We start from the raw sequence: 23222 nt of genomic DNA on the forward strand, positions 1-23222 counted from the left end.
ATCGCGTGGGGCAGGAGCACGCCCGTCGGCGCGAGCACGCGCGGGAGCATCCGGCGCCGCGTCCGGCCGCCGTTCCTCCCACGTCTGCGCACGACGCGGTGATCGGGCTGCAGCGCGCGGCAGGGAACCGCGCCGTCGCGGTGTCGCTCGAACGCGGGCGACGACCGGCGGCGCCGGTCGTGCAGCGGGTGCACGTCGACGGGGCGTTCGACGAGAACCTCTTGCAGCCCTACGACGCGCGCAACCGCTCCACCCGTGCCCTGACCCCGCACGTGTACAGCCAGGACGTGCACTACGACCTCACCCGTGGCGCCACCCAGGTCGACCTCGTCGTCAAGATCCGCTTCGTCACGCCCGACGACCGGCAGATCCCGGCCGCCGACACCGCGCGCCGCACCTACATCGCGAACATGTGCGCCGGCGTGGAGGCGGCGTGGGGCAGCAAGTACGTGTTCGTCACCAAGGCCCACCCGCCGCCGCCCGCGACCGGCACGGGCACCACACCGGCGCCAGGCGCCGCGGCGCCCACCCCTGTCCCGGCTTCCGGGACGACCGCCCCACCCGAGCCGGGCACCGCCGCGCCGCCGGCTGCCGTGGACGTGCGGCTGCCGGTGAAGTTCAAGGCCACGCCGGAGTACAGCCCGACCGACGACGGCACGATGCCCATCGTCCACGTGCACCCGCAGACCGAGGCGGCCGACTCGTCCCGGCCCGGAAAGCGGATCGACTCGGGCAACTGGTTCATGAACATGGGCGACTACGACACCGGCGACCCGAACGAGGCGGTGAAGACCGCCGCCCACGAGTACGGCCACCTGCTGGGCATCCCCGACGAGTACTCGCAGAGCAACACCCAGATGCACAAGCTCATGCACCAGGCGTCGCCGACGCTCGCCGCGGGGGAGGACCAGAGGCTCGACGACGCGGCGACGAAGTACATGGTCCTGCGGGCCATGGCGCCCTCCTTGGCGCAGCACGCCCGCGCCGGCGCGGCCCGGGCCACCAAGGCGATCGGCGCGAAGCGCGCGCACCTCGAGCAGGAGGTGCGCGCGGCGATCGCCGGTCTGTGGTCGGACGCGGGCGTGATCGACGCCGTCAAGGCGGAGGTCGGGCCGCAGCTCACCGCCGGGGGCCACCCCGCGCTCGTGGGACGTGTCGACGCGCTGCTGCGTCACCAGGGCGCGGGCGTCGACACCGGCAGGATCGCCCGCACCATCGTCAAGCAGCAGATCGGCGCGAAGAGCATCGAGACACTGGTGCTCAGCGCGCTGCGGAAGGCGATCTTCAGCGCGCAGCGCGTGGCCATCCCGATCACGAACGCCTCGGGCCAGGCGTCGACGATGAACGTGGAGATCGGCACCTCGCAGACGGTGAACAAGGCGGCATCGGGCGGCGCGTTGAACCAGGCGGCGGAGAAGGTCGCGGGAGCCACGATGGACGCTCCCGCAGGCAAGGGTGGCAAGGCACCGCCGTCGCTGCGCCCGTCGGGGAGCTTCGTCTCCGAGCTGCAGGCGCTGACCGCGACCTGGACCGCCGGGGCGGACACACTCGGCGCACAGGCTGCCGCGATCAAGGGCAAGGCGGGCGACGACTACCGCACCTGGGCCCTCGATGCGACGTCCGCCGCCGACGAGACGCAGCTCGCGAAGTTCCTGGGCGGCGTCGCCGAGTCGCTCTCGTTGTCGCTCGGCGGCGAAGCGATCAACACGTTCCTGAACTCGACCTTCGCCACGATGATGCAGGGCCAGATCGACGCGATCACCGCGGCCGTCCAGACCGAGATCGACTCCCACCGCACCGCGACACCGACGGGCACCAGCGCCGCGCCGGTCGCCGCGCCGGACCCGCGGGTGGCCGCGGCCGTCGCGAAGGTCAGCGCCAAGATGCGGGCCCTGCAGGCCGCCCCGGGCACGGCGGTGCCCGGGGCCAAGATGACCGGCGAGACGGCCGCCCCCACCACCCAGCACACGTCGTTCACGGTGATGTCGATGATGGGCGCAGGCAACGAGGGCGGTCTGCGGATCGACTACCTGGCCAAGATCCTCGATCAGTTCAACACCCAGTTCAAGAAGCCCGAAGAAGACGCCTTCAAGACGGAGACGACGTAGTGGCCGCACTCTTGACCTTCGAGCTCGCGGAACCCGGCCACGAACGGCTGGTCGTCGACACCGACGGGACCGTGAGCTACGAGGTGCTCGTGGCCGCCCACCCGGCGTGGGCCGACCGCGCCGGGACGTTCCGCGCCACGCTCGACCCGCCGGAGCTGCGCGTCACCGAGGCCCTCGCCCGCGACCTGATCGACGCCGACCCCCGGACGCGCGGCCGGACCGAGCCCGTGGTCACGGCGTACGTCGACGGCCGCAGTGCCACGCACCCGCTCGGCGGCCCGCACGGCACCGCGGCCGAGCTGCTCTCCGACCTCGTCGACCGCGCCCGGCAGGATCCGGTGGCCGTGGTGCAGCTGGCCGCCGAGGTGCTCGACGGTGGAGATGTGCGGGTGGCCTTCGCGAGTGTCGGTACCGAGCCGGTGACCTTCCAGGTCGAGCCGGCGTCGCTGCGGGTGCGGGTGCAGGTCGACGGGCAGTGGCGCGACGGCCGGTCCGCCCCGCCGTCGCGGTTCTCGCTCGTGGCCCCGCCCGACGGGATCTTTCCGGCCGTTCTCGCCCCGGCCTCGCTGGCTCCCGGCCGCACGGCACGCGGCCTGCTGGCGGTGGGGGAGCAGGCCGACCGGCTGCGGGTGGTGGTCGAGGGGCTGATCGAACCGGCCGACGGGGCGGACGTGGAGCCGGACGACGACGACCTGTTCGGCTCGGCGGCCCCACCGCTGCGCCGGTTCCGGGTGACGAGCCCGCCGGCCCAGCGCCCCTGAGGTCGGCCTCCCCGCATCCCGGACCCGCCTCCGGGATCCACCTGATCCGCGCCGCCCCGGCGGGCGCCACGCTCGATCCATGACCGATCGCCTCCGCCCGGCCCGCCGGCTCGCCCCGCTTCCCGACCCGCTGCGCTGGTCGATCACTGCGTGGCTCGCGGCCGTCGCCTTCGGTGTCGCCGAGACCGCCGTGCGTCTCGTTCTTCCCGATCCGCCGACGGCCGGCGAGCTCGCGGCCCGGTCGGGGGTCTACGCCGTCGTCGCCGCGGCGGTGCTCGCGCTCGCCTCCGGACGCCCCGCTGTCCGGATCGCGGTGGCCGTGGTGGTCGGCGGGATCGGCACGCTGTCGCTGATCGCCGAGCCGGTGGCGTGGTGGGCCGTCGGCGGCTCGCCGGGCACGTTCCTGGCGGCGGCCGACGGGGCCACCCTGCTGATCGTCGGGCTCCGCGCGGCCCACCTGCTCGCGGTGATCGTCGCGATGGCGGCCATGTTCCACCCGCGCGTCAACGCCTTCTTCCGATCACCCGCCCGCGCCACCTGACCTCGCAGCGGTCACTCGCGGCCCGCGCCGCGGCGCGTCCGGATCACCCCGAGGCCGGCGAGAACGCCGACGACGATCACGACGATCGCCACCCAGACCCACCCGGACGTCCCGCTGCTCGCGCCGCCGGCGGCCGCGGGAGCCGGCTCGGCGGCCGCGGTCGCGATGGCGGTCGCGGCGGAGACCGTGTCAGGAGCGGCTTCGCTGGTCGTCGCGGTGGCCGCGGCGGCGAGAGTGAAGCGCACGGAGCCCTTGACCTCGTCCCCGTCGTCCGCGATCACCGTGTAGTTCAGGGTGCACGGGCCCGACGGGCCCACGGCCTGGACCGGTGCGGTGACGGAGGCACCGGTGACGGTCGTCGTACCGACGATCCACGACGACCCGTCCGGGCCGGTGACGTTGATCGGGTCGGCGGGGAGCGACACCGCTCCCTCGAACGTCAGCGTCACCTTCTCCGGCGCCGACGACAGCGACGCGCCCTCCACGGGATCGCTGCCCTTCAAGGTGGTGCGTGCCATGGCCGGCCCGGCCGTGAGGAAAACGGCGAAAACGGCCAAGAGCACGGACAGAGCGCCGCGCAGAATCGTCACGAAAGCCCCTCTCCTGTCGATGTCTGCAGCTCGACCGGCCTGTCGGCCGGGCCCGCGGAATTGTTCCGCGCCGGTTTCCGGTGGCTGTGTGCGGGGTCATGAGAAATGGCGGGTGGAGTCGGGAACCCCGACGGCGTCGGTACACGTATCAGGAGCATGACCTCGTGCCCCGCTGCCGCGTCCCCCGCGTCCGGCAGCGTCGATCCGGTCCCGCTCCTCCTGCCGCTGCTGCGGAACCGGTTCGACCCCGACGCGGACCTGGGCGAGGTGCGGCGCACACGCCCGGTCGCCCGGCTCGACGCCGACGACGGCGTACCCCCGGTGTGGCTGGTCACCGGCTACGACGAGGTCCGCCGGGTACTGGGCGACAGCAGCTCGTTCAGCAACGACCTGCGCCATCTCGCCGGGACCGGGCTGGAGACCCTCGCCGCGCAGAACCCCGGCGGCCTGGGCTTCACCGATCCGCCCGACCACACCCGGCTGCGGCGCCTGCTGACCCCCGAGTTCACCGGACGGCGCCTGCAGGCCCTCGTCCCGCGGATCGAGACGGTCGTCCGTTCCCGGATCGACGCCCTCGCCGCGCAGGGGCCGCCGGCCGATCTCGTGGCCGACTTCGCGGTGCCCGTGCCGTCGCAGGTGATCGGTGAGCTGCTCGGCGTCCCGGAGGAGGACCGCGACGAGCTGGAGAAGTGCAGCATCGCGCGCTTCGACACGTTCGGATCGATGGAGGACTCGCTCACCGCGGTCAACGCCTCGCTGGACCTCCTCGGGGAGCTGGTCGCCCGGCACCGGGTCGATCCCCGGCCGGGCCTGCTCGCGAACCTGATCGCCCGCCACGGCGACGACCTGTCGGACCGTGAGCTGGCCGAGCTCGCCGACGGTCTGCTGAGCGGAGGCCACGAGACCACCGCGTCCATGCTCGCGCTCGGAACGCTCGCGCTCCTCGAGCAGCCGTCACTGGCGGACGGTTTACGCACCGGTCGGATCCCGGTCGGGCGGCTCGTCGACGAACTGCTCCGACACCTCTCCGTCGTCCAGGTCGCGTTCCCGAGGTTCGCCACGTCGCCGACGTCGGTGGGAGGCGTCGCGATCGAGGTCGGGGACATCGTGCTGTGCTCGCTGTCGGGGGCCGACCGTGACGGCGTGTTCGGCGCACATCCCGACGACATCGACCCGGACCGCGTTCCCGTCCCGCACCTCGCCTTCGGACACGGCCTGCACCGCTGTCTCGGCGCGGAGCTCGGCCGGCTCGAGCTCCGGATCGCGCTCCCGGCCCTGCTCGGCGCGTTCCCCGGCCTGGCGCCGGCGGTTGCGCCCGACCGGATCGCGTTCCGTGAATACTCCCTCGTGCACGGGATCCGGGCCCTCCCCGTGACGTGGTGACGCCGCCGCGGAGCGCTACGGTCCGCCGTATGGACGCCCGTCCGGAGCCCGGCGGCCGGGTCACGCTGCTCGCACACGCCCCGACCTCGGTGACGGCCTCGGCCGCGTTCCCCGCCGACGAGCCGCTCGACGCCCGCGGGCGGGCGTGGGCCGAGGCAGGGGCCGCAGACCTGCCGCGGGCCGACCGGGTGCGGTGCGCACCGGAGCGGGCGTGCCTCGAGACGAGCGCCTGCCTGCGGTGCACGCCCGATCCCGATCCGGGCCTCGCGGGATGGGACATGGGCCGTTGGGCCGGCCGGACGCTCGACGACGTCGCCGCCGAGGAGCCGGCGGAGGTCGCGGGATGGCTGGCCGACCCGGCGGCGGCACCGCACGGCGGCGAACCGCTCGCCGCACTGATCGAAAGGACAGGGCACTGGCTGGCCGGGTTGCCGACCGGGCACACGCTCGCCGTGTGCGCGCCTGCGGTCGTCCGCGCGGTCGTCGTCGCCGTGCTCGGGGCGCCGCCGTCGGCGTTCTGGCGGCTCGACGTCGCGCCGATGACGTGGACGGACCTGCGCGGCGGACCGAGCCGGTGGACCGTCCGCAGCGCGGCCGCGTCAGGCCGCGGGAGCCGACGCGGTCGTGGGAGTGGCGAGTGACCTATCGGGTGCCGGTTCGACTGCCGGTTCGACCCGGCGGAACGCCGTGATCGCGACGAGGAACAGTCCCAGACCGCCGCCGAACGTGATCACCGTGGCGATCCGGTCCAGGTCGAACGGCCCGCCGAAGGCGAGAACGGCGCGGTGGAACGTGAGGGTGTCGGACAGCGTGAGCAGCGCCGTGAGGACGCCGACCGAGCCGTAGAGCGCGGCCCCGAGCAGGTGTCCGCGCAGCGTCAGCGCGGCGGCCAGGGGACCGAGCAGCCAGGTCGCCATGCCGATCCCTGCGGCGCCGAGCAGCGCCACCAGGCCGGGAGGTTCGGCGACCACGAGCGACGAGCCGATCACGTGGACGACGTAGGCCGCCGTCACGACGAGGACGACTCCGGCCAGTGCCGTCCTCGCCCCACCGGGACGGCCACGTTCCACCGCCAGCCCGCCGACGGTGTACGTGCCGAGCAGCGCGGCGACGGTGAGCGCCCACCACGGGAAGGGATGCGGAGCGGGCGGCCACACCCGGTCGCCGCGCACCGTCACCGGGAGATCGCCGACGGCGAGCGGCACCGCCCACGCCCCGACGCCGGCAGGGGGCGCCGCGGGGTCGCCGAGCCGGGCGTCGGTCCAGGCGGCCGACCCGCCGGGCGGTACGACACGAGGTCGGCCGGCCTCCGTACCCGGCACGGTCACCGGCTGTGCCGTGTCGTTGTCGAGCCGGAGGCGCGCCCCGCCGTCGATCACCACGACGTCCAGGCCCGGGACGGCGGGCTCGAGGGACAGGACCCGCGGCATGCTGCTGACGACGACGGGGGACTCGGTGCCACCGTGGGCCGCTGCGGACGTGGCGCCGAGCGGCAGCAGGACGACCGCGAGCAGCGCACCCACGGCGATCCGGAGGAGGACACCGGCCCCGAAGCGGCGGCCGGCGACGGCGGGAGCCCGGGACATCCGCACAGCGTCGACGGTGCCGGAGACCGGCGTCAAGGCGAAGTGGATATCACAAGACACATCACATAGTGGGATGTGCGCAGGTCGCAGGCGGGGTTAGAGTGCTGCTGCCGACGGTCCGGGTCCGGTGTTTCGCACAGGATCCGGGGCAAGAGGGAACCCGGTGAGAATCCGGGACTGTCCCGCAGCGGTGAGTGGGAACGACAGCCGTCAACGAAGCACTGGGTGGGAGCCCGGGAAGCGACGGTCAGTAGGTCCACCGGGATCCTCCGGTGGGTGCCCACGAGTCCGAAGACCTGCCGCCGGTGCGCGCACCTGCCGGTGTGCGCGGATCCGTGTGCCTCGTGGGTGGGCCGGAGCGGACGGTGGCGCGGTGCGCCCCCGGCCTCCTGCCTCAGCCCTCGCGTCGTACGCAGGTCCTTCGACGCGGACGGCTCGACAGAGCCGGAAAGGCAGGAAGCCCAGATGACTGGTGCCTACGCAGCGGGCACGCGCCCCGTGGCGATCCCCGTCTCCACCACGCTCCCGTGGCTGTTCGGCTCGCTCGTCCTCGGCTTGCTGATCTACTACTTCATCGGCATCGACGAGGGCGCGACCTCGGTGTTCGGCAACACCATGGTCGTCCACGAGTTCGTCCACGACGCCCGGCACTTCCTGGGATTCCCGTGCCACTGAGCGGGCCGGCACCGGCTGGGGCCGGTGCCCTGGTCAGCGGCCTGGTCCTGCGGGCCGCGGGCGTCGGACTGCTCGGCGGGCTGGTCGCGTTCGTGTTCGCGCGGATCTTCGCCGAGCCGCTGATCCAGCAGGCGATCGACTACGAGGGCGGCCGGGGCGAGGCCGAGGCGGCGCTGGCCGCGGCGGCGGGCGAGCCCGTCGGCGCGGAGGGGTCCGAGCTCTTCAGCCGGGCCGTCCAGGGCAATGTCGGCATCGGGGTCGGCATCATCCTCTTCGGGCTCGCCGTGGGCTGCTTCTTCGGTGTGGCCTACTGCCTGGCGTACGGCCGGGTGGGCCGGGTATCGGCCCGGCAGCTGTCGCTGCTGGTCGCGGGCGGCGGCTTCCTGGTGCTCTTCCTCGTGCCGTTCCTCAAGTACCCGGCGAACCCGCCGGCGGTCGGCAACGACGCGACGATCGCGCAACGGGCCGGGCTGTACGGGGTCATGGTCGTGGCCTGCCTGGTGTTCGGCGCGGCCGCGCTCTGGCTGGGGCAGCGGCTGGCACCGCGGTTCGGGACCTGGAACGCGACGCTGCTCGCCGGCCTCGCGTTCGTCGTCGTGATCGGCCTGGTCATGGTCCTGCTCCCACCGCTGGGCTCGCTGTCCGCGAACGCGGGCGAGGTGGGCCCGGCGCTCACCGAGACACCACAGCCGCTGCGCGACCCGTCGGGCGCCATCGTGTTCCCGGGCTTCGACCCGGACCTGCTGTACTACTTCCGGCTCTACTCGGTGATGGCTCAGGCCCTGCTCTGGGGCGTCATCGGAGTGGCGTTCGCACCACTGGCCGAGCGGCTGCTCGCCCGGTCGGGCGTCGACGACAGGCAGGGGACCCCCGCGGTCTGATCGATGCCAGGAGAACGACATGAAGATGGGCTTCCGCTGGTACGGCGAGGGGAACGACACGATCTCCCTCGACGACATCCGGCAGATCCCCGGGGTCGAGACCGTGGTGTGGAGCCTGCACGACAAGCAGGCCGGCCAGGTGTGGGAGACCGACGAGATCGACGCGGAGATCGCCAGGATCACCTCGATCTCCACCGAGGCGGCCGCCCGGGGCGTCACCAAGACCCTCGACGCCGAGGTGGTCGAGTCGGTCAACGTGCACGAGTCGATCAAACTCGGCAAGACCGTGCTCGGCCTCGGCCGGGACGAGGCGATCGACAACTACATCACCACGATCGAACGGCTGGGCCGCGCCGGCGTGAAGGTGGTCTGCTACAACTTCATGCCCGTCTTCGACTGGCTTCGTACGGATCTGTGGCACCCGCTCCCCGACGGTTCGACGGCGCTGTTCTACGAGAAGGCCGTCGTCGACCAGATGTCGCCGGAGAAGCTGATCGCCGACATGGAGGCCAACTCCGGCGGGCTGACGTTGCCGGGCTGGGAGCCCGAACGCCTCGCCGGTTTCGGTGAAGTGAACGCGGCGTACGAGGGCGTGACCCACGAGCACATGTACGCCAACTACAGGTACTTCCTCGACGCGATGATCCCGACGTGCGAGGCGTACGACGTGAAGATGGGCGTGCACCCCGACGACCCCCCGTTCGACCTCTTCGGTTGGCCCCGAGTGGTGTCGACGAAGCAGGACCTGGCCACCGTCCTGTCGCTCAACAGCAGCCCCTACAACGGTCTGACGCTGTGCCTGGGCTCGTTCTCGGCCAACCCCGAGCAGGACGCCGTCGACGCCGTCACGACCTTCATGGACCGCATCCACTTCTCGCACGTGCGCAACATCAAGCACTTCCCGAACGGCGACTTCACCGAGGTCGCGCACCGGGCCCGGGAGGGCGACGTCGACACCGTCGGCATCATGAAGGCCTACGCGGAAGCCGGGTACACCGGCTACATCCGGCCCGACCACGGCCGGCACCTGTGGGACGAGAACACCACCCGCAGACCGCGCCCGGGCTACGGGCTCTACGACCGGGCGTTGGGCATCCAGTACCTGCTCGGGGTGTGGGACACCGTCCGGTACCAGGGCTGACCTGCGCCCGGCAAGCAGCGGTTACCGGTCGACGGCGAGGTCGCGGTGCGGCCAGCCCAGCAGTTTCGCGCCGAGCACGGCGGTGTGGACGGTGAAGCGCTGGGCGGGGTCGGCGGCGTCGTATCCGGTGAGGGTCTTGATCCGGTCGAGCCGGTAGGTGACGGCGCGCACCGACAGGTGCAGTCGCCGCGCCGCCGTCGTGGCGACGCCGCCGGTGACGAAGTAGGCGTCGAGGGTCTCGAGGAGCGGCTCGGCGCCACCGCGGGCGTGCACCAACTCGCCCAGGACCGACTGCACGAGATCGGCGATGGCGGGCTGGTCGCGCAGCAGCACCCGGTATATCAACAACTGCTCGGCCTGGACCAGTGAACTGTCCAGCCGCAGCCGCACGGCCATGGTGAGACCCTCGCGTGCCTCCTCGTACGACCGGGCGATCCCGTACGAACCCGGGTAGGGGCGGCCGACGGTGACCCGCCAGGGCCTGCCGCGCGGGAGCCGCGCCAACTCGGCCAGCATGAGGTCGCCCAGAGTCTTCGCACCCGTGCGTGGGCCCGGGACGTCGGTGTCGGCCGGGGTGAGCACCACGATCCAGCCGTCCTTCGTGGCGACGAGGACGTCGCGGTCACCGGCCCAGCGCACGACGGCGCGTTCGAGGGAGCTGATCGCCGCCTCGGTCTCGTTCAACCGACCCGAGGGGGCGGCCAACGCGACCTGGTGGGGTCGCGCCATGTCGAGGCCGAACGGCTCGGCCCGCTCCACCAGTCTGCCGACGTCGGCATCGCCGCGCAGGAGGTCTTCGACGAAGTCGCGCCGCAGCGTCTCCTCCCACCTGACCATCTGCCGCCGCGCGTCGTTGTACCCCTCGGCCAGGCGTGCGACGGCTTCGTCGACCACGTGCAGCACCGCAGCCGCCGCTGCCCGGACGACCTCGCTGTCCCGTGACCGCACGACCGCCGGCAGCTGCTGCCACAACCGGCGTGCCGCCGAGAGGTACAGCTGCACGGCACTGCCCGCCGACACCCCCAGCTCCGCCGCTCGGCGCCCGAGAAGATCGACCGCGTTGAGCTCGGCGGCGTCGGGCTTGCGGCCCGAGGTCGCGGCGTCGGCGAGGAGCCGGAGGTAGTCGCCGAGAAGCTCGATCGGCACGTCGCCGACGTCTCGGCACGCATCGCGCGCCACGTCTGCAAGCCATGCCCCGTCGTCCGGGCGCGCCTCGTCCCGGTCACGCCCGCGTTGTGGTGCGCTCCTCTCAGCCACGGTCGTTCCCTTCGTCCACGTGCGGGACTCCACGTGCCGTGGAGCGGCGATTCTCCGATATTGCCGGTCATCGGCAACCTACGTCGTGGTTGTCGACCGAGATACCGCCATGTGTCGCGCCGGGTCCGGCAGCACAGTGGACATGGTTCGCCGCCTGCCTCGCGGCCGGATCCGGTGCTCGCCATCCTCGAGGAGTTGTCCATGGCTCGTTCACGTTCGGCCGCCGCTCACGGCCCGGAGCCGGATGAGGTGCAGACCCAAGCCGGCGATGCGCTCGTCTCCCGACTTCCCTCGTTGCGGGCAACCCTCGAGGAGCAGCATCTCTTTCGCAGCGAGCAGCTCGCTCGCCTCGAGGCGTGCAGCCGGCAGCAGGTCCCGTCTGATTCCGGAGCTCAGGAGGCGGTACTCGCTCTCCGCGAAGTCGATGAACTGTTGGCGGCCGGTGCACGACGGGCCCTCACCGACATCGAGCTGGCTCTCGTGCGGATGCACACCGGTCGCTACGGCGACTGTCGCTCCTGTGGCAACGCCATTCCACTGACTCTGCTCGAGGCGATTCCCAAGACGACCCTGTGCCTGGCGTGCCAGCACCGCGACGAACGGGCCGGCCACCAGGCGCTACGCCGGAAGCCGACGACCGGTCGTCGTCGCCGCCAGTCGAACGACCCGGTCGGCCCAGCCCGGCAGAGGTGACGACTGTGTCCCCACCCGGGTCCACATCAACCGGTGTCGAGCAGCTGCTACCACTCCGCGAAGGAGCCGTCGGCGTGCCGCCAGATCGGGTTGCGCCAGCGGTGTCCTTCCTTCGCGCGGTCGCGCACGTAGTCCTCGTTGACCTCGATCCCGAGACCAGGACCCCGCGGGATGGCGACCATGCCTTCGTCGTAGGCGAAGACGGACGGGTCGGCGAGGTAGTCCAGCAGGTCGTTGCTGGTGTTGTAGTGGATGCCGAGGCTCTGTTCCTGGATGAACGCGTTGTAGGTCGCCGCATCGATCTGCAGGCACGTGGCGAGGGCGATGGGGCCGAGGGGGCAGTGCAGGGCGACCGCCACGTCGTAGGCCTCGGCCATGGTGGCGATCTTGCGGGTCTCGGTGATGCCGCCGGCGTGTGAGGGGTCCGGCTGGATGATGTCGACCGCCCCACTGGCGACGACGTGCTTGAAGTCCCACCGCGAATACAGCCGCTCCCCGAGCGCGATCGGGGTCGAGGCCGCGCGCAGGACGTCGAGCACGGCGTCGACGTGCTCGCTGAGCACCGGCTCCTCGATGAACATCAGCTTGTAGGGCTCGAGCTCCTTGATGAGGACCTTCGCCATGGGCTTGTGCACCCGCCCGTGGAAGTCGACGCCGACACCGATTTTCGGCCCGACGGCGTCGCGGACGGTGGCGACGCTCTGCACGCAGCGGTCGACCTTGTCCCAGGAGTCGATGAACTGCATCTCGGCGGTGCCGTTCATCTTGACCGCGGTGAATCCGCGGTCGACCGCGCCGCGGGCGGCGGCCGCGGTCTCGGCGGGCCGGTCGCCGCCGATCCAGGAGTAGACCTTGATGCGGTCGCGGACCGCGCCGCCGAGCAGGTCGTGGACGGGCACGCCAAGGTGCTTGCCCTTGATGTCCCAGAGGGCCTGGTCGATGCCGGCGAGCGCACTCATGTGGATCGGCCCACCGCGGTAGAAGCCGCCGCGGTACAGCACGGTCCAGATGTCCTCGACGTTGCGGGGATCCTGCCCGACCAGGTAGTCCGCGAGCTCGTCCACGGCCGCGGCGACGGTGGCCGCCCGGCCCTCGACGACGGGCTCGCCCCAGCCGACGAGGCCGTCGTCCGTCTCGACGCGCAGGAACAACCACCGCGGCGGCACGGTGTAGGTCGTGACCGACGTGATCTTCATCGTGGGTCCTCCTCCTGTCCGGGCCGCGGCCCGGGGTCAGCGCTGCACGTCCTCCTCCGCCGTGAGCAACGCCAGCTCGTGCGGCCGGGGGAACGCCTCCCAGTCACCGGGGACGGTGACCGCGAACGCACCGGTGACGGCGGCGGTGGACAGCCGGTCCCGGACCCCGCGGCCGAGGAGGCGGGACGCGAGGTAGCCGGCGACGAAGGCGTCGCCCGCACCCACCGTGTCGACGGCGTGCACCGGCACGGCGGGAACCTCGATCAGCTCCCCGTCGATCCGGGCCGTCGCACCGTGCCGCCCGAGCTTGACCACGACCTCGGACGGCCCGAGCGCGGCGAGCGCGTCCGCGAGCGCCTCCGGTCCCACTGAATCGTCCTTCTCGAGCGCGATACGGGCCTCGTCGTCGCCCGCGAAAAGGATGTCCGCACCGGCCGCCAGCTCCCGGAAAACCGGGGCGGCCGTGCCCGCGTCCCACAACCGCGACCGGAAGTTGAGGTCGACCGAGACCAGGACCCCTGCCTGCCGGGCCCGCCGCACCGCCTCCCGGACCGCCGCCGCCGGCTCCGCCCCGAGCGCGGGGGTGATCCCCGACAGGTGCAGCACGCCGGCCTTCTCCACGACACCGTCCGGAATGTCCGCAGGTCGCAGGTGCGAGCCGGCACTGCCGTGCCGGTAGTAGGACACGCGCGTGGACGTGCCCGTACGGCGTTCGCGCAGCATGATCGCGGTCGGCGACGGGTCGCGCTGCACCAGGCAGCGGACCCGCTCGGCCAGCAGCTGGCGCTCGATCAGGTCACCGATCGGGTCGTTGCCGAGCCGCCCGATCCACGTCGCCTGCACACCGAGGCGCGCCGCCCCGATCGCCACGTTCGACTCGGCGCCGCCCATGCTCAGGCGCATCCCCCGGGCGAGCGAGAGTGGGCCGACGTCGTCGGCGACGAGCAGCCCGAGCGTCTCGCCGAGAGTGACCAGCCCGCCGTCGGCGTCGCTCATCTCCGCGCGTCCACCACTGCGGTCACCGCCCGCGCCCGCTCGGCCAGCGCGTCCAGATCGCCACCGGGATCGAGCGCGTCGCCGATCAGTGGACTTCCCAGGCCGAGCGCGACCGCCCCCGCGTCCAGCCAGGCCCCGGCCGCCTCGACGTCGACACCGCCGGTCGGGATCAGCGGGACGTCCGGCAGCGGAGCACGCACGGCCTTGAGGTACCCCGGCCCGAGCGCCCCGCCGGGGAACAGCTTGACCGCACTCGCGCCTGCGCTCCACGCAGCGTGGATCTCCGTAGGGGTGAACGCGCCGGGATAGCTCGCGATGCCGTGCCGGATGGCCGCCTCGATCACCGCGGGCACGACGGAGGGCGACACCACGAAGCGTGCCCCGGCGTCGACCGCCCGGTCCACCTCGTCCGCGGTGAGGACGGTGCCAACCCCGATGTCGGTGCCGTCGGGCACCTTCGCTGCCAGGCGCTCGACGACTTCCAGCGCGCCCTTCGTCGTCAGAGTGAGCTCGAGGCTGCGGATGCCGTTCTCCAGGAGCACGTCCACCACCTCCTCGGCTCGAGAGGCGTTCTCCGCGCGCAGGATCGCGACGACCCGGGTCGTCACCAGGGCTTGACTCATCGGCACTCGGGCGGGCGCGGGCGTGGGAATCTCTGCTGCACTCACTGCAAGGCGTCCCTCCGGGTCTGTTGCCACGCCGTCGTCACGACCCCACGGTGTGACCCGGGTTACCGACCCGAAACGGAAGAGTGGCGTGCATCACAGGGGCCGGGTGCTTGCGTCCAGCCGTACTCCGCGCCGAGCCAGGCCGAGCGGGCCGGCCACGAGGTCTTTCTCCATGACGCTCGTTGGTCTCTTGCCGGTCGTGGGCCATTGCCTCTTCGGCCGTAGGAATGGGTAGTCCGCGAGGCCGACATAGGAAGATCTTCCGACGCGGCGCGGCCATCAGCGCCCCTAGCGTTCTCCAGGTCGAAAGCATCGACCCCACGAGAACGGAGCAGAGTAATGGCTACCTTCCTGATCGAGCGCAACCTTCCCGGGGCATCGGACCTGACGCCCGAGCAGCTGCGCGACATCGCAGCCACGTCCGTGGCGGCCGAGTTCGGTCCCGAGACCGCGAACTCCTGACCCGCTGTCACGAGAAGGGACTGCATCATGACCACGTCACTAGTCGACAACGGGGTGAACGTCGAGGCTCTGCTCGGAGCCCGTGAGGCGTTCGCCGACGCACCGCAGATCGCCCAGTTCCAGTGGCGTTCCACGGTGTCGTGGGTCAACGGCACGCACAGTCGGGCGGACGTCCAGACTTTCTTCGGCTTCGGTGAGCAGCAGACGCACCGGAAGGTGTTCGCCTTCGACATCGACCACCCGCTGCAGTTCGCCGCGCAGGACAACGGGATCACGCCTGTGGAGTACGTGCTGGTCGCGCTGGGGGGCTGCCTGACGGCAGGCATCGCCGCGGTCGCGCAGCAGCGGCAGATCCAGCTGCGGGCGATCCAGGCGTCGGTCACCGCGGAGATGGACCTGCACGGCATCCTCGGGGCCGACCCGGACATCCGCAACGGCTTCAGCGGAGTGCGCGTCGACTACCGGATCGAGGCCGACGCGACGTCGGAGGAGATCGAGGCCCTGGTCGCGCAGTCGCAGAAGCGCTCGGCCGTCTACGACATCCTCACCAACCCGACCGCCGTCACGGTCGACGTCTCGTAGGGCCTGCCATGCACCACACCACTGCCGTCGTCGTCGGGGCCGGGCACTGCGGGCTCGCCGTCAGCCGCTGCCTCGCCGCACGTTCCGTCGACCACGTCGTCCTCGAACGCGGCGAGGTGGCCGCGTCGTGGCGAACCCAGCGGTGGGACTCCCTGCGCCTTCTGACACCCAACTGGATGACGCGGCTGCCGGGCTTCGCCTACTCCGGGGCCGACCCGGACGGCTATCTCGGTACGCCCGAGGTGGTGCGCTTCCTCGAGGACTACGCCGTGGCGTCGGCCGCGCCCGTCCGGTCCGGCGTCACGGTGACCTCGATCCGCCCGGGCGGCGACGGCTATCTGGTGCGGACCGACCGGGGGACCTGGACTGCGGCCACGGTGGTGGTCGCGACCGGTGCAGCCGCGGTGCCGGCCGTGCCGGCGGTGCCGGTGCCCGCGGCGATCGCCACGGTTTCCGCCGCGGATTACCGCAACCCCGACACGCTGCCGCCCGGTGGGGTGCTGGTCGTGGGCGCCTCGGCGAGTGGCGTCCAGATCGCCGACGAGCTGCGGTGTTCGGGGCGGCCGGTGACCCTCGCCGTCGGCGAGCACGTGCGGATGCCGCGGACCTACCGGGGGCGCGACATCCTCTGGTGGCTCGACGCCGCCGGCGTGCTCGACGAGCGCTACGACGCGCAGCCCGACCTGGTGCGGGCGCGCAATCTGCCGTCGATGCAGCTGGTCGGCTCGCCGCAGCGGGCGACGGTCGACCTCACCACGTTGCGGCGGCGCGGGGTGCGGCTGGTCGGGCGGTTTGCCGGCGTCCGCGACGGCGTGGCGCAGTTCTCCGGCTCACTGCCCAACGTCTGCGCCCTGGCCGACCTCAAGCTCGGTCGGCTCCTGAACACGCTCGACGCGTGGGCCGACCGGCCCGGGATCGACGTCGAGGCACCGCAGCGGTTCGCCCCGACCGAACTCCCGGCGTCGGCTGACCTGTCCATGCGCGCCGGCGAGGGCGGGATCGAGACGATCGTCTGGGCCACCGGCTACCGCCCGGACCTGTCGTTCGTCGATGCGGGCGTGCTGGACCGGAAGGGCCGGCCCGTGCACGACGGTGGCGTCACCGCATCCCCCGGCCTCTACCTGATCGGCCTGCCCTTCCTGCGGCGCCGCAAGTCGACGCTGATCGACGGGGCGGCGGCGGACGCCCGCGAGCTGGTCGCGCACCTCATCACCCACCTGGACACGCTCGCCTGCCGGCGGGCGAGCTGAGAGGACCCGCCGTGGAACACCACCCCGTCGCCGCCCAGATCGCCGCGGACGTCGCCCGGCGCGACCCGCAGCGACTTTCGGCGGCGCTGACCGAGACGGCGCGGCTGCGCGCCCTGCTGCCCGGCGGTCCGATACAGGCCCACGGGCGGGAGAACGTCGCCGCCTGTCTCTGTGCACTCTTCGAAGACTTCGACGCCGTCCACGTCGTCGAGTCGGCCGGCGAGTCCGTCGCCGACAAACTGCTGATCCATTACCGGCTGGACGTGATCCGGGCGGCGCAGCGCTGGGTCTGCACCCAGACCGCGATCTGCAATCTCGTCGACGGCCGTCTGGCCGTGATCGACCTACTGTGCTCCGGCTTTCGGGAGATCGAGACCAATGTTGACATGCCCGCGCCATCCGGCGCTCCACTCGTGGGGTGACCACGACAACTACGACCGGAACAATCCGTTCCCGCTGTTCGCCCAGGTGCGTGCGGCCGCACCGGTGCACGAGGTGCGCCTCGCCGACGGGCACCCGGCCTGGCTGGTGGTCGGCCACGACGAGGCGAGGGCCGCGCTGAACGACCCGCGGCTGTCCAAGGACATGCACGCCGCGCTGGCTCACAGCGGTGAGGTCGTCGCCGAGGGTCTGCCCGGGCCCGCACTGGCCCGGCACATGCTGGCCGTCGACGCGCCTGACCACACGCGCCTGCGGCGGCTGGCGATGCCCGCGTTCACGAAGGGACGGGTAGCGGCGTTGGAGCCACGGATCCGGTCGATCGTGGACGACCTGCTCGCCGATCTGCAGGACTGCGGAGCGGACGAACGGGTCGACCTCGTGGCCCGTTTCGCGTTCCCGCTGCCGTTCACCGTGATCTGCGAGTTGCTCGGGATCCCCGAGGAGGACCGGGCCGACCTCGGCCGCTGGTTCGCCGACCTGCTCGCCCCGTTCGCCGGGCCGCAGCCCCCGGCCGCTGCGGTGGCGGCCTCCGATGGCATCGTCGGCTACCTCACCGCGTTGCTGGACCGCAAACGCGCCGCGCCCGGTGTGGACCTGGTGACCGACCTCGTCGTCGCCGCCGACCGCGACGGCGCGCTGACCGAGCAGGAGATGCTCTCCACGATCTTCCAGCTGGTCGTGGCCGGGCACGACACCACCACCAGCCTGATCGGCAACGGGACCGTGGCCCTGCTGCGGCATCCCGAGCAGCGCGACGCACTCGTGGCCGACCCGGGCCTGGTGCCTCGCGTGGTCGAGGAATGCATGCGGTGGGACGCGCCGGTCCCGCATTCGACCTTCCGCTACGCGACCGAGGAGATCCCGGTCGGCGGGATCGTCGTCCCTGCTTTCGCGCAAGTCATCGTCTCGCTGGCGGCCGCCAACCGGGATCCTGAGCGGTATCGCGACGCCGAGTCGTTCGACATCCACCGCACCGACCGCGGGCACCTTGCCCTCGGCCACGGCATCCACCACTGCCTGGGGGCGCCGTTGGCCAGAATGGAGGCGCGGATCGCACTGTCCGCGCTGCACAGCCGGTTTCCCGCCATGCGACTGGCCGTCGAACCCGAGCGGCTGCGCTGGGGGCACGGGGACGGACTGGTCCTGCGGGGGTTGTCGGAGCTTCCCGTCGTGCTCGGTCCCACGAGGCGTCGCCACTGAGCCTGGGGAAGCCTTCAGCGGCGGTGGGCAGCTCGACCAGATCGGCGGCTGGCGGCGAGGTCCGGGTCGGCGAACGTGACGGCCGCGATGCCAGCGGCCGATCACTCGACGGAAGCGGCAGACCGTCCGTTGCTGTCGCTGGGGGCGACGGCGTGGCGCCGAGGATTGCAGGCTCGATGACATGCCGGACCCACCCCCTGACACCGCCACGCGGGACGTCTGGGACCACCGCAACCTGCGCCGCAGCGACTTCCCGGTGTTGCGCGACGTTCCCATCCGATGGGCAGACGTCGACGTCTACGGCCACGTGAACAACGTCGTGCACTACAGCATCTTCGACACCGCAGTGAACGGCTGGCTCATAGAGGCCAGTGGCGTCGACATCCGCAGGCTGGACGCCATCGGGCTGGTGGTCGAGACGTCGTGCCGTTATCACGCCGAGCTCGAGTTCCCGGGCACCGTCACTGCGGGGCTCGCGCTCGAACGGCTCGGTACCTCAAGCGTCGTCTATCGGCTTGCTCTCTTCGGGGAGCCGGCGTTGCCGGCCGCGACCGGCCGGTTCGTCCACGTCTACGTTCACCGGACGGCCCGGCGGCCCTTGCGCGTGCCCGACGAGGTGCGCGTCGCGCTGACCCGCCTTCATCGCAGCGCGGTGGATGAGCGGTGATCCCGGCGAGGTGCCAGGAAGCCTGAAGGCCCCTGACCTCGGCTGCGGGTGGAGCAGGCCTGCGGTATCGACGCACGAGTGGTGAGTCAGGTACGTGCGGCGCGGCGGACGCACTCGACGGCGTGTCTGCCGGCGAGGGCGAGCAGGGTGGCGTCGGAGCCGATGCCGATGAAGCGCAGGCCTTGGTCTGCGTATCGGCGGGCGGTCTCGGCGTCGGGAGCGAGGATGCCGGCGGCGAGGCCGGCGTCCTCGGCAGCGGCCAGAATGCGCTTCAATGCGTCCTGAAATATCGGTGCGCTCGTATTGCCGGGCACGCCGAGATCGTGGGAGAGGTCGCGCGGGCCGATGAACAGGACATGGATCCCGGGCACCTTCGTGATCTCCTCGACCCGCTCCACAGCCTGTTTGCTCTCGATCTGGACGACGCCCAGCACGCGATCGTTCGCCGTCGCAAGCCGTTCGGGGTGCAGGCCGAATCCGTAGGCGCGGTTGTAGGTGGCGACGCCGCGGTCTCCGTCCGGGGGATACCGGAGGTGCCGCATGGCCTGGGTGGCCTGGTCCACCGATTCGATCCCGGGGAACATGACCCCGGCTGCGCCGAGGTCGAGGGCGTGTCCTGCGCGGATGCGGTGAGTGGACTCGACCCGGACGAGCATCGGGACAGCATGCGCGTCGGCGGCGAGCTGCTGGGGCAGCAGCTCGCTCTCGTCGCCGCCGCCGTGCTCCAGGTCGGTGAGGAGCCAGTCGAACCCGGCGAGGGCGCAGGCCTCGGCGGCCAGCGCGGAGCCGAGGCCGAGGAACGTGCCGTACAGGGTGTCACCGGAGGCCAGGCGGCTGGACAGGTCGGTCATTCACGGGTTCCTTCCCGGGCCGCTGCGAATGTGGGGTAGATGGTCTGGCCGAGCTGCGCCTCGGTGAAGCGGCCGCCGAGCTGGTGACGGAAGAAGGCATTCGTGGAGTAGTGCGTCGCGCTGAGGAAGTGCTTCTCGGTGCTGTCGCGGATCATGGTGAAGAAGGCGTCTTCCGCTGTCGGGCCGAGTTCGAGGTTGTCGTAGTTGACGACGGCGTGGACCCGGTGGCCGAGGGCCGTCAGCCGCCGGTCCAGGTAGGCCGCCAACTCGCTCGCTTGCTCGGCGGAGTCGAGGTGCAGGCCTTCGAGGTTCACGTACAGCGCGTTGTCCTCAGGGTGGTGGACGAAGCGGTCGTCGAGGTCCACCAAGGCGTCGCGGGACAGCCCCATCGGCTCGTCGTAGAAGATTCGGGAATCCATCTCCCGCAAGTCCTTGGCGATGGCAGGGGTGAACTCCATGTGGGCGAGCACGTCGCGGTCCAGGTCGACGCCCGGGGCGATCTCGGTGAGCAGCAGCCCGTCGTCGGTGAGCCGGAACACCGCCCGCTCGGTGATGAAGTGCACCTGCTGGCCCCGGCTGCGGGCGTAGGCCCCGCTGAAGGTGCGTTGCTGCAGGCGATCGACGAAGCGCCGTATCGCGCCGTCGGCCACGACCTTCAGGCGCCCGTCGCCGATCGCGACCTTCGCCCCGGCCGTGAAGGTGGACATGAACCACAGCGCCTTGGCGCTCTGGCTGATGTTGATGAACCCGCCGGGGCCTGCCAGCTTGGGTGTGAAACGGCTGACGTTGACGTTGCCCTCGGCGTCCACCTCGGCCATGCCGAGGAAGGCCTGGTCCAGCCCGCCGCCGTCGTAGAAGTCGAACATGTACGGCTGGTCGATGATGGCTTGGGGGTTGGTGACCGCGCCGAAGCTCAGACCGCCTGCGGGGAGACCGCCGATCCCGCCGGCCTCCACGGTGAGAGTGATGAGATCGAGCACGTGCTCCTCGTGGGCGACCGATGCCATGCCCTCGGGCATGCCGATGCCGAGGTTGACGATCGCGTTGGGCTTGAGCGCGAGAGTGCCCCGACGGGCGATGGCCTTACGCGGGCCGGTGGGGAGCACGGGCAGCCGGTCGAGCGGGGTCCGGATCTCGCCGGTGTAGGCCGGGTTGTAGACCTCGGCGAAGGTCTGCGGATGGTTTTCGGGCCGGGCGACCACGACGCCGTCGACGAGGATGCCGGGGATGCGCACCTCGCGCGGGTTGAGCATGTGCGCGGTGGTGACCCGTTCGACCTGGACCAGCACGATGCCGCCGGAGTTCTTCACGGCCTGGGCGATGGACAGCACCTCGATGGTGAGGGCCTCGCGCTCCATGGTGACGTTGCCCTCGGGGTCCGCGGTCGTTCCCCGAAGGAACGCGACGTTGATCGGGAAGGACGGGAAGAGGAGGTGCTCGCGGCCCCTGACCGTGAGCACCTCGACGAGGTTCTCGGTGGTCATCGCGTTCATGCGGCCGCCCTCGAGGCGGGGGTCGATGAACGTGTCGATGCCGACGGTGGTGATCAGGCCGGGCCGCCCGGCGGCGATCTCCCGATAGAGGACCGAGATCACGCCCTGTGGGAAGCAGTAGGCCTCGATCCGGTTGCCCAGCGCGAGTGCTCCCAGCGCCGGTACCAGGGCCCAGTGCCCGCCGATGACCCGCTTGACCATGCCCTCGTGGGCAAAGTGGTTCACGCCGCGCTTGCCGCCGTCGCCCTGGCCCGCGGCGAAGACCAACGTGAGGTCGCGGGGTTCCCCGGTGTCCAGGAAACGCCGTTCCAGGGCGAGGGCGAGTTCCTCGGCGAAGCCGGTCCCGACGAAGCCGGTGGTGGCGATCGTGTCGCCGGCGAGCACCAGCCCGGCCGCCGCCTCGGCAGTGATGACCTTGTTCCGGCTCACGGCACGACCAGGGCGCGGCCGACGACCTCGCCGCGGTCGAGGGCTTCATAGACCCGCCCGGCGTCGTCCAGTGGCACACGGGTGCTGATCTGGGCGTCGACGGTGACGGCGCCGGCCTCGATGAGTCTGATCAGCGCCGGCATGTCGGTGCGGGTGCGGCCGCCGTAGGACCCGACCAGGCGGATCGAGCGGCGTACGACGTGGGTGATTCCGACCGCAGCGGTGGCGGCGCCGTCGGCGATGCCCACCGCGACCATGGTCCCGCCCTCGCGCACCATCGCGAGCGACTGCTGAAAGGTCTCGGGGCGGCCAAGAGCCTCGAACGCGACGTCGACCCCGTCACCCCCGGTGAGCTCGCGCACCCGTTCGACCGGATCGGTGGCCCTGCTGTCCACGGTGTCGGTGGCGCCCATCCGCTTGGCGACGTCCAGCTTGGCCTGGCCGCGTCCCACGGCGATGATCTGCACCGCGCCGAAGGCCCGGGCCATCTGCACGATGTTCTGCCCGATGCCTCCGACGGCGACGACGGCCACACGATCACCGGGTCGGACGGGAGCCCCGTGCGCGACCGCCCCGTAGGCGGTCAGCACCGCACAGCCGAGCACCGCCGCCGCCTCCAGATTCAGGTCGATCGGCACCGGGAAGACCGCCGTCGCCGGTACCACCGCGTACTCGGCGAGCCCGCCCATGGAGTACATGGCCAACGGGGAGCCGTCGGTGCGGTACAGCCTGGTCGTGCCGTCGTAGAGCGTGCCTCGCACCCGGTTGAGCCCGAAGAACGTCTCGCACAGGTCGTCACGCCCGCGGGCGCACGAGCGGCAGAACCCGCACGGCATCAGGAACGCGGCCACCACAGGGTCGCCGGGCGCGCACGTGACCACGCCGGCGCCGACGGCCTCGACGACGCCGGACACCTCGTGCCCCAGTACGCAGGGCGTGGGGAAACCCACCTCGCCCTTGATCACATGCAGGTCCGTTGCGCAGACCCCGCACGCCGTGACCTGCAGCAGCACCTCGCCGACCCGCGGCTCGGGCTTACCGATGGTCTCCACACGCAGTGCCGTTCCCGGCTCGTCGAGCACAGCGGCACGCATCGTCGGCTGCGAAATGATGTCCTCCTCGGCGACCGCTGTACCCAGCGCCACCAGTGATCGCGCGACGAACCCGCACGGAAATGCGGGTTCCGGCCCCGCCCCGCATCGCTACGGGTGACGGGCGAGGAAGCTTCGCCGAGGCAGGAGGACCAACTGGGAGATCGTCCTACCGCCGGAGGAAGCCGTCGAGGCGATACACCGGGGTCCGAGGCGTAAAGCCGAGCCTGAAATCTGTACTGAGGGTAGGTTGCCGTCACGGCCGGTGCAACGCCTGGCC

At 71.7% G+C, this 23222-nt stretch carries 24 protein-coding genes and 1 riboswitch; of the genes, 15 read left to right on the plus strand and 9 right to left on the minus strand.

Going from position 1 to position 23222, the window contains the following annotated elements; translation table 11 throughout:
- Positions 1–5: 5 nt before the first annotated feature.
- From RM445_RS10540 to RM445_RS10550, 3 genes are all read left to right on the plus strand, one after another.
- Positions 6–2108: a hypothetical protein gene (locus RM445_RS10540; RefSeq protein ID WP_311555987.1), complete on the plus strand. Its 2103-nt coding sequence runs from the start codon at positions 6–8 to the stop codon at positions 2106–2108.
- Positions 2108–2869, plus strand: coding sequence for a hypothetical protein (locus tag RM445_RS10545; RefSeq protein WP_311555988.1), 762 nt, complete (start codon positions 2108–2110; stop codon positions 2867–2869). The genes RM445_RS10540 and RM445_RS10545 overlap by 1 nt, the downstream gene beginning before the upstream one ends.
- Positions 2870–2948: 79 nt before the next feature.
- The gene (locus tag RM445_RS10550; RefSeq protein WP_311555989.1) at positions 2949–3410 is read left to right on the plus strand and encodes a hypothetical protein; all 462 of its coding nucleotides are present in this window, start codon (positions 2949–2951) and stop codon (positions 3408–3410) included.
- Between the two features lie 11 nt (positions 3411–3421).
- Here the strand turns inward: RM445_RS10550 and RM445_RS10555 are convergent, their stop codons facing one another.
- On the minus strand, positions 3422–4000 hold the full coding sequence (locus tag RM445_RS10555; protein WP_311555990.1) for a copper resistance CopC family protein: 579 nt from the start codon (positions 3998–4000) through the stop codon (positions 3422–3424).
- 156 nt (positions 4001–4156) lie between these two features.
- Between RM445_RS10555 and RM445_RS10560 the strand changes: the two genes are divergently transcribed.
- Complete coding sequence (locus RM445_RS10560) at positions 4157–5383, plus strand: cytochrome P450 (RefSeq protein ID WP_311555991.1); 1227 nt, start codon at positions 4157–4159, stop codon at positions 5381–5383.
- A gap of 29 nt (positions 5384–5412) precedes the next feature.
- A complete protein-coding gene (locus RM445_RS10565) occupies positions 5413–6024 on the plus strand; it encodes a histidine phosphatase family protein (protein WP_311555992.1) in 612 nt (203 codons plus the stop codon).
- On the opposite strand, the gene RM445_RS10570 is transcribed toward RM445_RS10565, so the two are convergent.
- Positions 5983–6969, minus strand: a complete 987-nt coding sequence (locus tag RM445_RS10570) for a hypothetical protein (RefSeq protein WP_311555993.1) — start codon at positions 6967–6969, stop codon at positions 5983–5985. The two genes, RM445_RS10565 and RM445_RS10570, sit on opposite strands and share 42 nt — an antisense overlap.
- A 97-nt stretch (positions 6970–7066) precedes the next feature.
- A riboswitch (cobalamin riboswitch) is annotated at positions 7067–7287 on the plus strand.
- A 147-nt stretch (positions 7288–7434) separates the two neighbouring features.
- On the opposite strand from RM445_RS10570, the gene RM445_RS10575 reads away from it, so the two are divergent.
- Genes RM445_RS10575 through uxuA form a run of 3 tightly spaced genes read left to right on the plus strand, consistent with a single transcriptional unit; the run spans position 7435 to position 9666 of the window.
- A complete protein-coding gene (locus tag RM445_RS10575) occupies positions 7435–7644 on the plus strand; it encodes a CbtB domain-containing protein (RefSeq protein ID WP_311555994.1) in 210 nt (69 codons plus the stop codon).
- The gene (locus tag RM445_RS10580; RefSeq protein ID WP_311555995.1) at positions 7635–8525 is read left to right on the plus strand and encodes a CbtA family protein; all 891 of its coding nucleotides are present in this window, start codon (positions 7635–7637) and stop codon (positions 8523–8525) included. Before RM445_RS10575 ends, RM445_RS10580 begins: the two co-directional genes overlap by 10 nt.
- Positions 8526–8544: 19 nt before the next feature.
- A complete protein-coding gene (gene uxuA, locus RM445_RS10585) occupies positions 8545–9666 on the plus strand; it encodes a mannonate dehydratase (protein WP_311555996.1) in 1122 nt (373 codons plus the stop codon).
- A gap of 21 nt (positions 9667–9687) precedes the next feature.
- Here the strand turns inward: uxuA and RM445_RS10590 are convergent, their stop codons facing one another.
- Complete coding sequence (locus tag RM445_RS10590; protein ID WP_311555997.1) at positions 9688–10812, minus strand: PucR family transcriptional regulator; 1125 nt, start codon at positions 10810–10812, stop codon at positions 9688–9690.
- A gap of 285 nt (positions 10813–11097) precedes the next feature.
- Between RM445_RS10590 and RM445_RS10595 the strand changes: the two genes are divergently transcribed.
- Positions 11098–11616, plus strand: a complete 519-nt coding sequence (locus tag RM445_RS10595; RefSeq protein WP_311555998.1) for a TraR/DksA family transcriptional regulator — start codon at positions 11098–11100, stop codon at positions 11614–11616.
- Between the two features lie 47 nt (positions 11617–11663).
- Here RM445_RS10595 and dgoD read toward each other — a convergent pair whose 3' ends face one another.
- The 3 genes from dgoD to RM445_RS10610 are packed head-to-tail and all read right to left on the minus strand — an operon-like array spanning position 11664 to position 14431.
- Positions 11664–12812 carry a galactonate dehydratase gene (dgoD, locus tag RM445_RS10600; protein ID WP_311555999.1) on the minus strand — a complete coding sequence of 383 codons (1149 nt, stop codon included), beginning with the start codon at positions 12810–12812 and terminating at the stop codon, positions 11664–11666.
- Between the two features lie 36 nt (positions 12813–12848).
- Positions 12849–13808: a sugar kinase gene (locus RM445_RS10605; protein ID WP_311556000.1), complete on the minus strand. Its 960-nt coding sequence runs from the start codon at positions 13806–13808 to the stop codon at positions 12849–12851.
- Positions 13805–14431: a bifunctional 4-hydroxy-2-oxoglutarate aldolase/2-dehydro-3-deoxy-phosphogluconate aldolase gene (locus tag RM445_RS10610; RefSeq protein ID WP_311556001.1), complete on the minus strand. Its 627-nt coding sequence runs from the start codon at positions 14429–14431 to the stop codon at positions 13805–13807. The genes RM445_RS10605 and RM445_RS10610 overlap by 4 nt, the downstream gene beginning before the upstream one ends.
- Before the next feature lie 384 nt (positions 14432–14815).
- Here RM445_RS10610 and RM445_RS10615 point away from each other — a divergent pair, with 384 nt between their 5' ends.
- From RM445_RS10615 to RM445_RS10640, 6 genes are all read left to right on the plus strand, one after another.
- Positions 14816–14938: a hypothetical protein gene (locus RM445_RS10615; protein ID WP_311556002.1), complete on the plus strand. Its 123-nt coding sequence runs from the start codon at positions 14816–14818 to the stop codon at positions 14936–14938.
- Positions 14939–14965: 27 nt separating this feature from the next.
- Positions 14966–15520, plus strand: coding sequence for an OsmC family protein (locus tag RM445_RS10620; protein ID WP_311556003.1), 555 nt, complete (start codon positions 14966–14968; stop codon positions 15518–15520).
- Positions 15521–15528: 8 nt separating this feature from the next.
- The gene (locus RM445_RS10625; protein ID WP_311556004.1) at positions 15529–16770 is read left to right on the plus strand and encodes an NAD(P)-binding domain-containing protein; all 1242 of its coding nucleotides are present in this window, start codon (positions 15529–15531) and stop codon (positions 16768–16770) included.
- A gap of 11 nt (positions 16771–16781) precedes the next feature.
- A complete protein-coding gene (locus RM445_RS10630; protein ID WP_311556005.1) occupies positions 16782–17192 on the plus strand; it encodes a hypothetical protein in 411 nt (136 codons plus the stop codon).
- Positions 17149–18411 (plus strand): cytochrome P450 family protein, encoded by a 1263-nt coding sequence (locus tag RM445_RS10635; protein ID WP_311556006.1) that lies wholly within the window; start codon positions 17149–17151, stop codon positions 18409–18411. Before RM445_RS10630 ends, RM445_RS10635 begins: the two co-directional genes overlap by 44 nt.
- Before the next feature lie 181 nt (positions 18412–18592).
- Positions 18593–19078, plus strand: coding sequence for an acyl-CoA thioesterase (locus tag RM445_RS10640; RefSeq protein WP_311556007.1), 486 nt, complete (start codon positions 18593–18595; stop codon positions 19076–19078).
- A gap of 86 nt (positions 19079–19164) precedes the next feature.
- Here RM445_RS10640 and RM445_RS10645 read toward each other — a convergent pair whose 3' ends face one another.
- Genes RM445_RS10645 through RM445_RS10655 form a run of 3 tightly spaced genes read right to left on the minus strand, consistent with a single transcriptional unit; the run spans position 19165 to position 22996 of the window.
- Complete coding sequence (locus tag RM445_RS10645; RefSeq protein WP_311556008.1) at positions 19165–19929, minus strand: HpcH/HpaI aldolase family protein; 765 nt, start codon at positions 19927–19929, stop codon at positions 19165–19167.
- Positions 19926–21851: an acyl CoA:acetate/3-ketoacid CoA transferase gene (locus RM445_RS10650; RefSeq protein ID WP_311556009.1), complete on the minus strand. Its 1926-nt coding sequence runs from the start codon at positions 21849–21851 to the stop codon at positions 19926–19928. The genes RM445_RS10645 and RM445_RS10650 overlap by 4 nt, the downstream gene beginning before the upstream one ends.
- Entirely contained in the window at positions 21848–22996 is a 1149-nt protein-coding gene (locus tag RM445_RS10655) for a zinc-binding dehydrogenase (protein ID WP_311556010.1), read from the minus strand. The genes RM445_RS10650 and RM445_RS10655 overlap by 4 nt, the downstream gene beginning before the upstream one ends.
- Between the last annotated feature and the right edge of the window lie 226 nt (positions 22997–23222).

It is taken from the genome of Pseudonocardia charpentierae (genome assembly GCF_031845345.1).
In the GTDB taxonomy this organism is placed as follows: Bacteria; Actinomycetota; Actinomycetes; order Mycobacteriales; family Pseudonocardiaceae; genus Pseudonocardia; species Pseudonocardia charpentierae.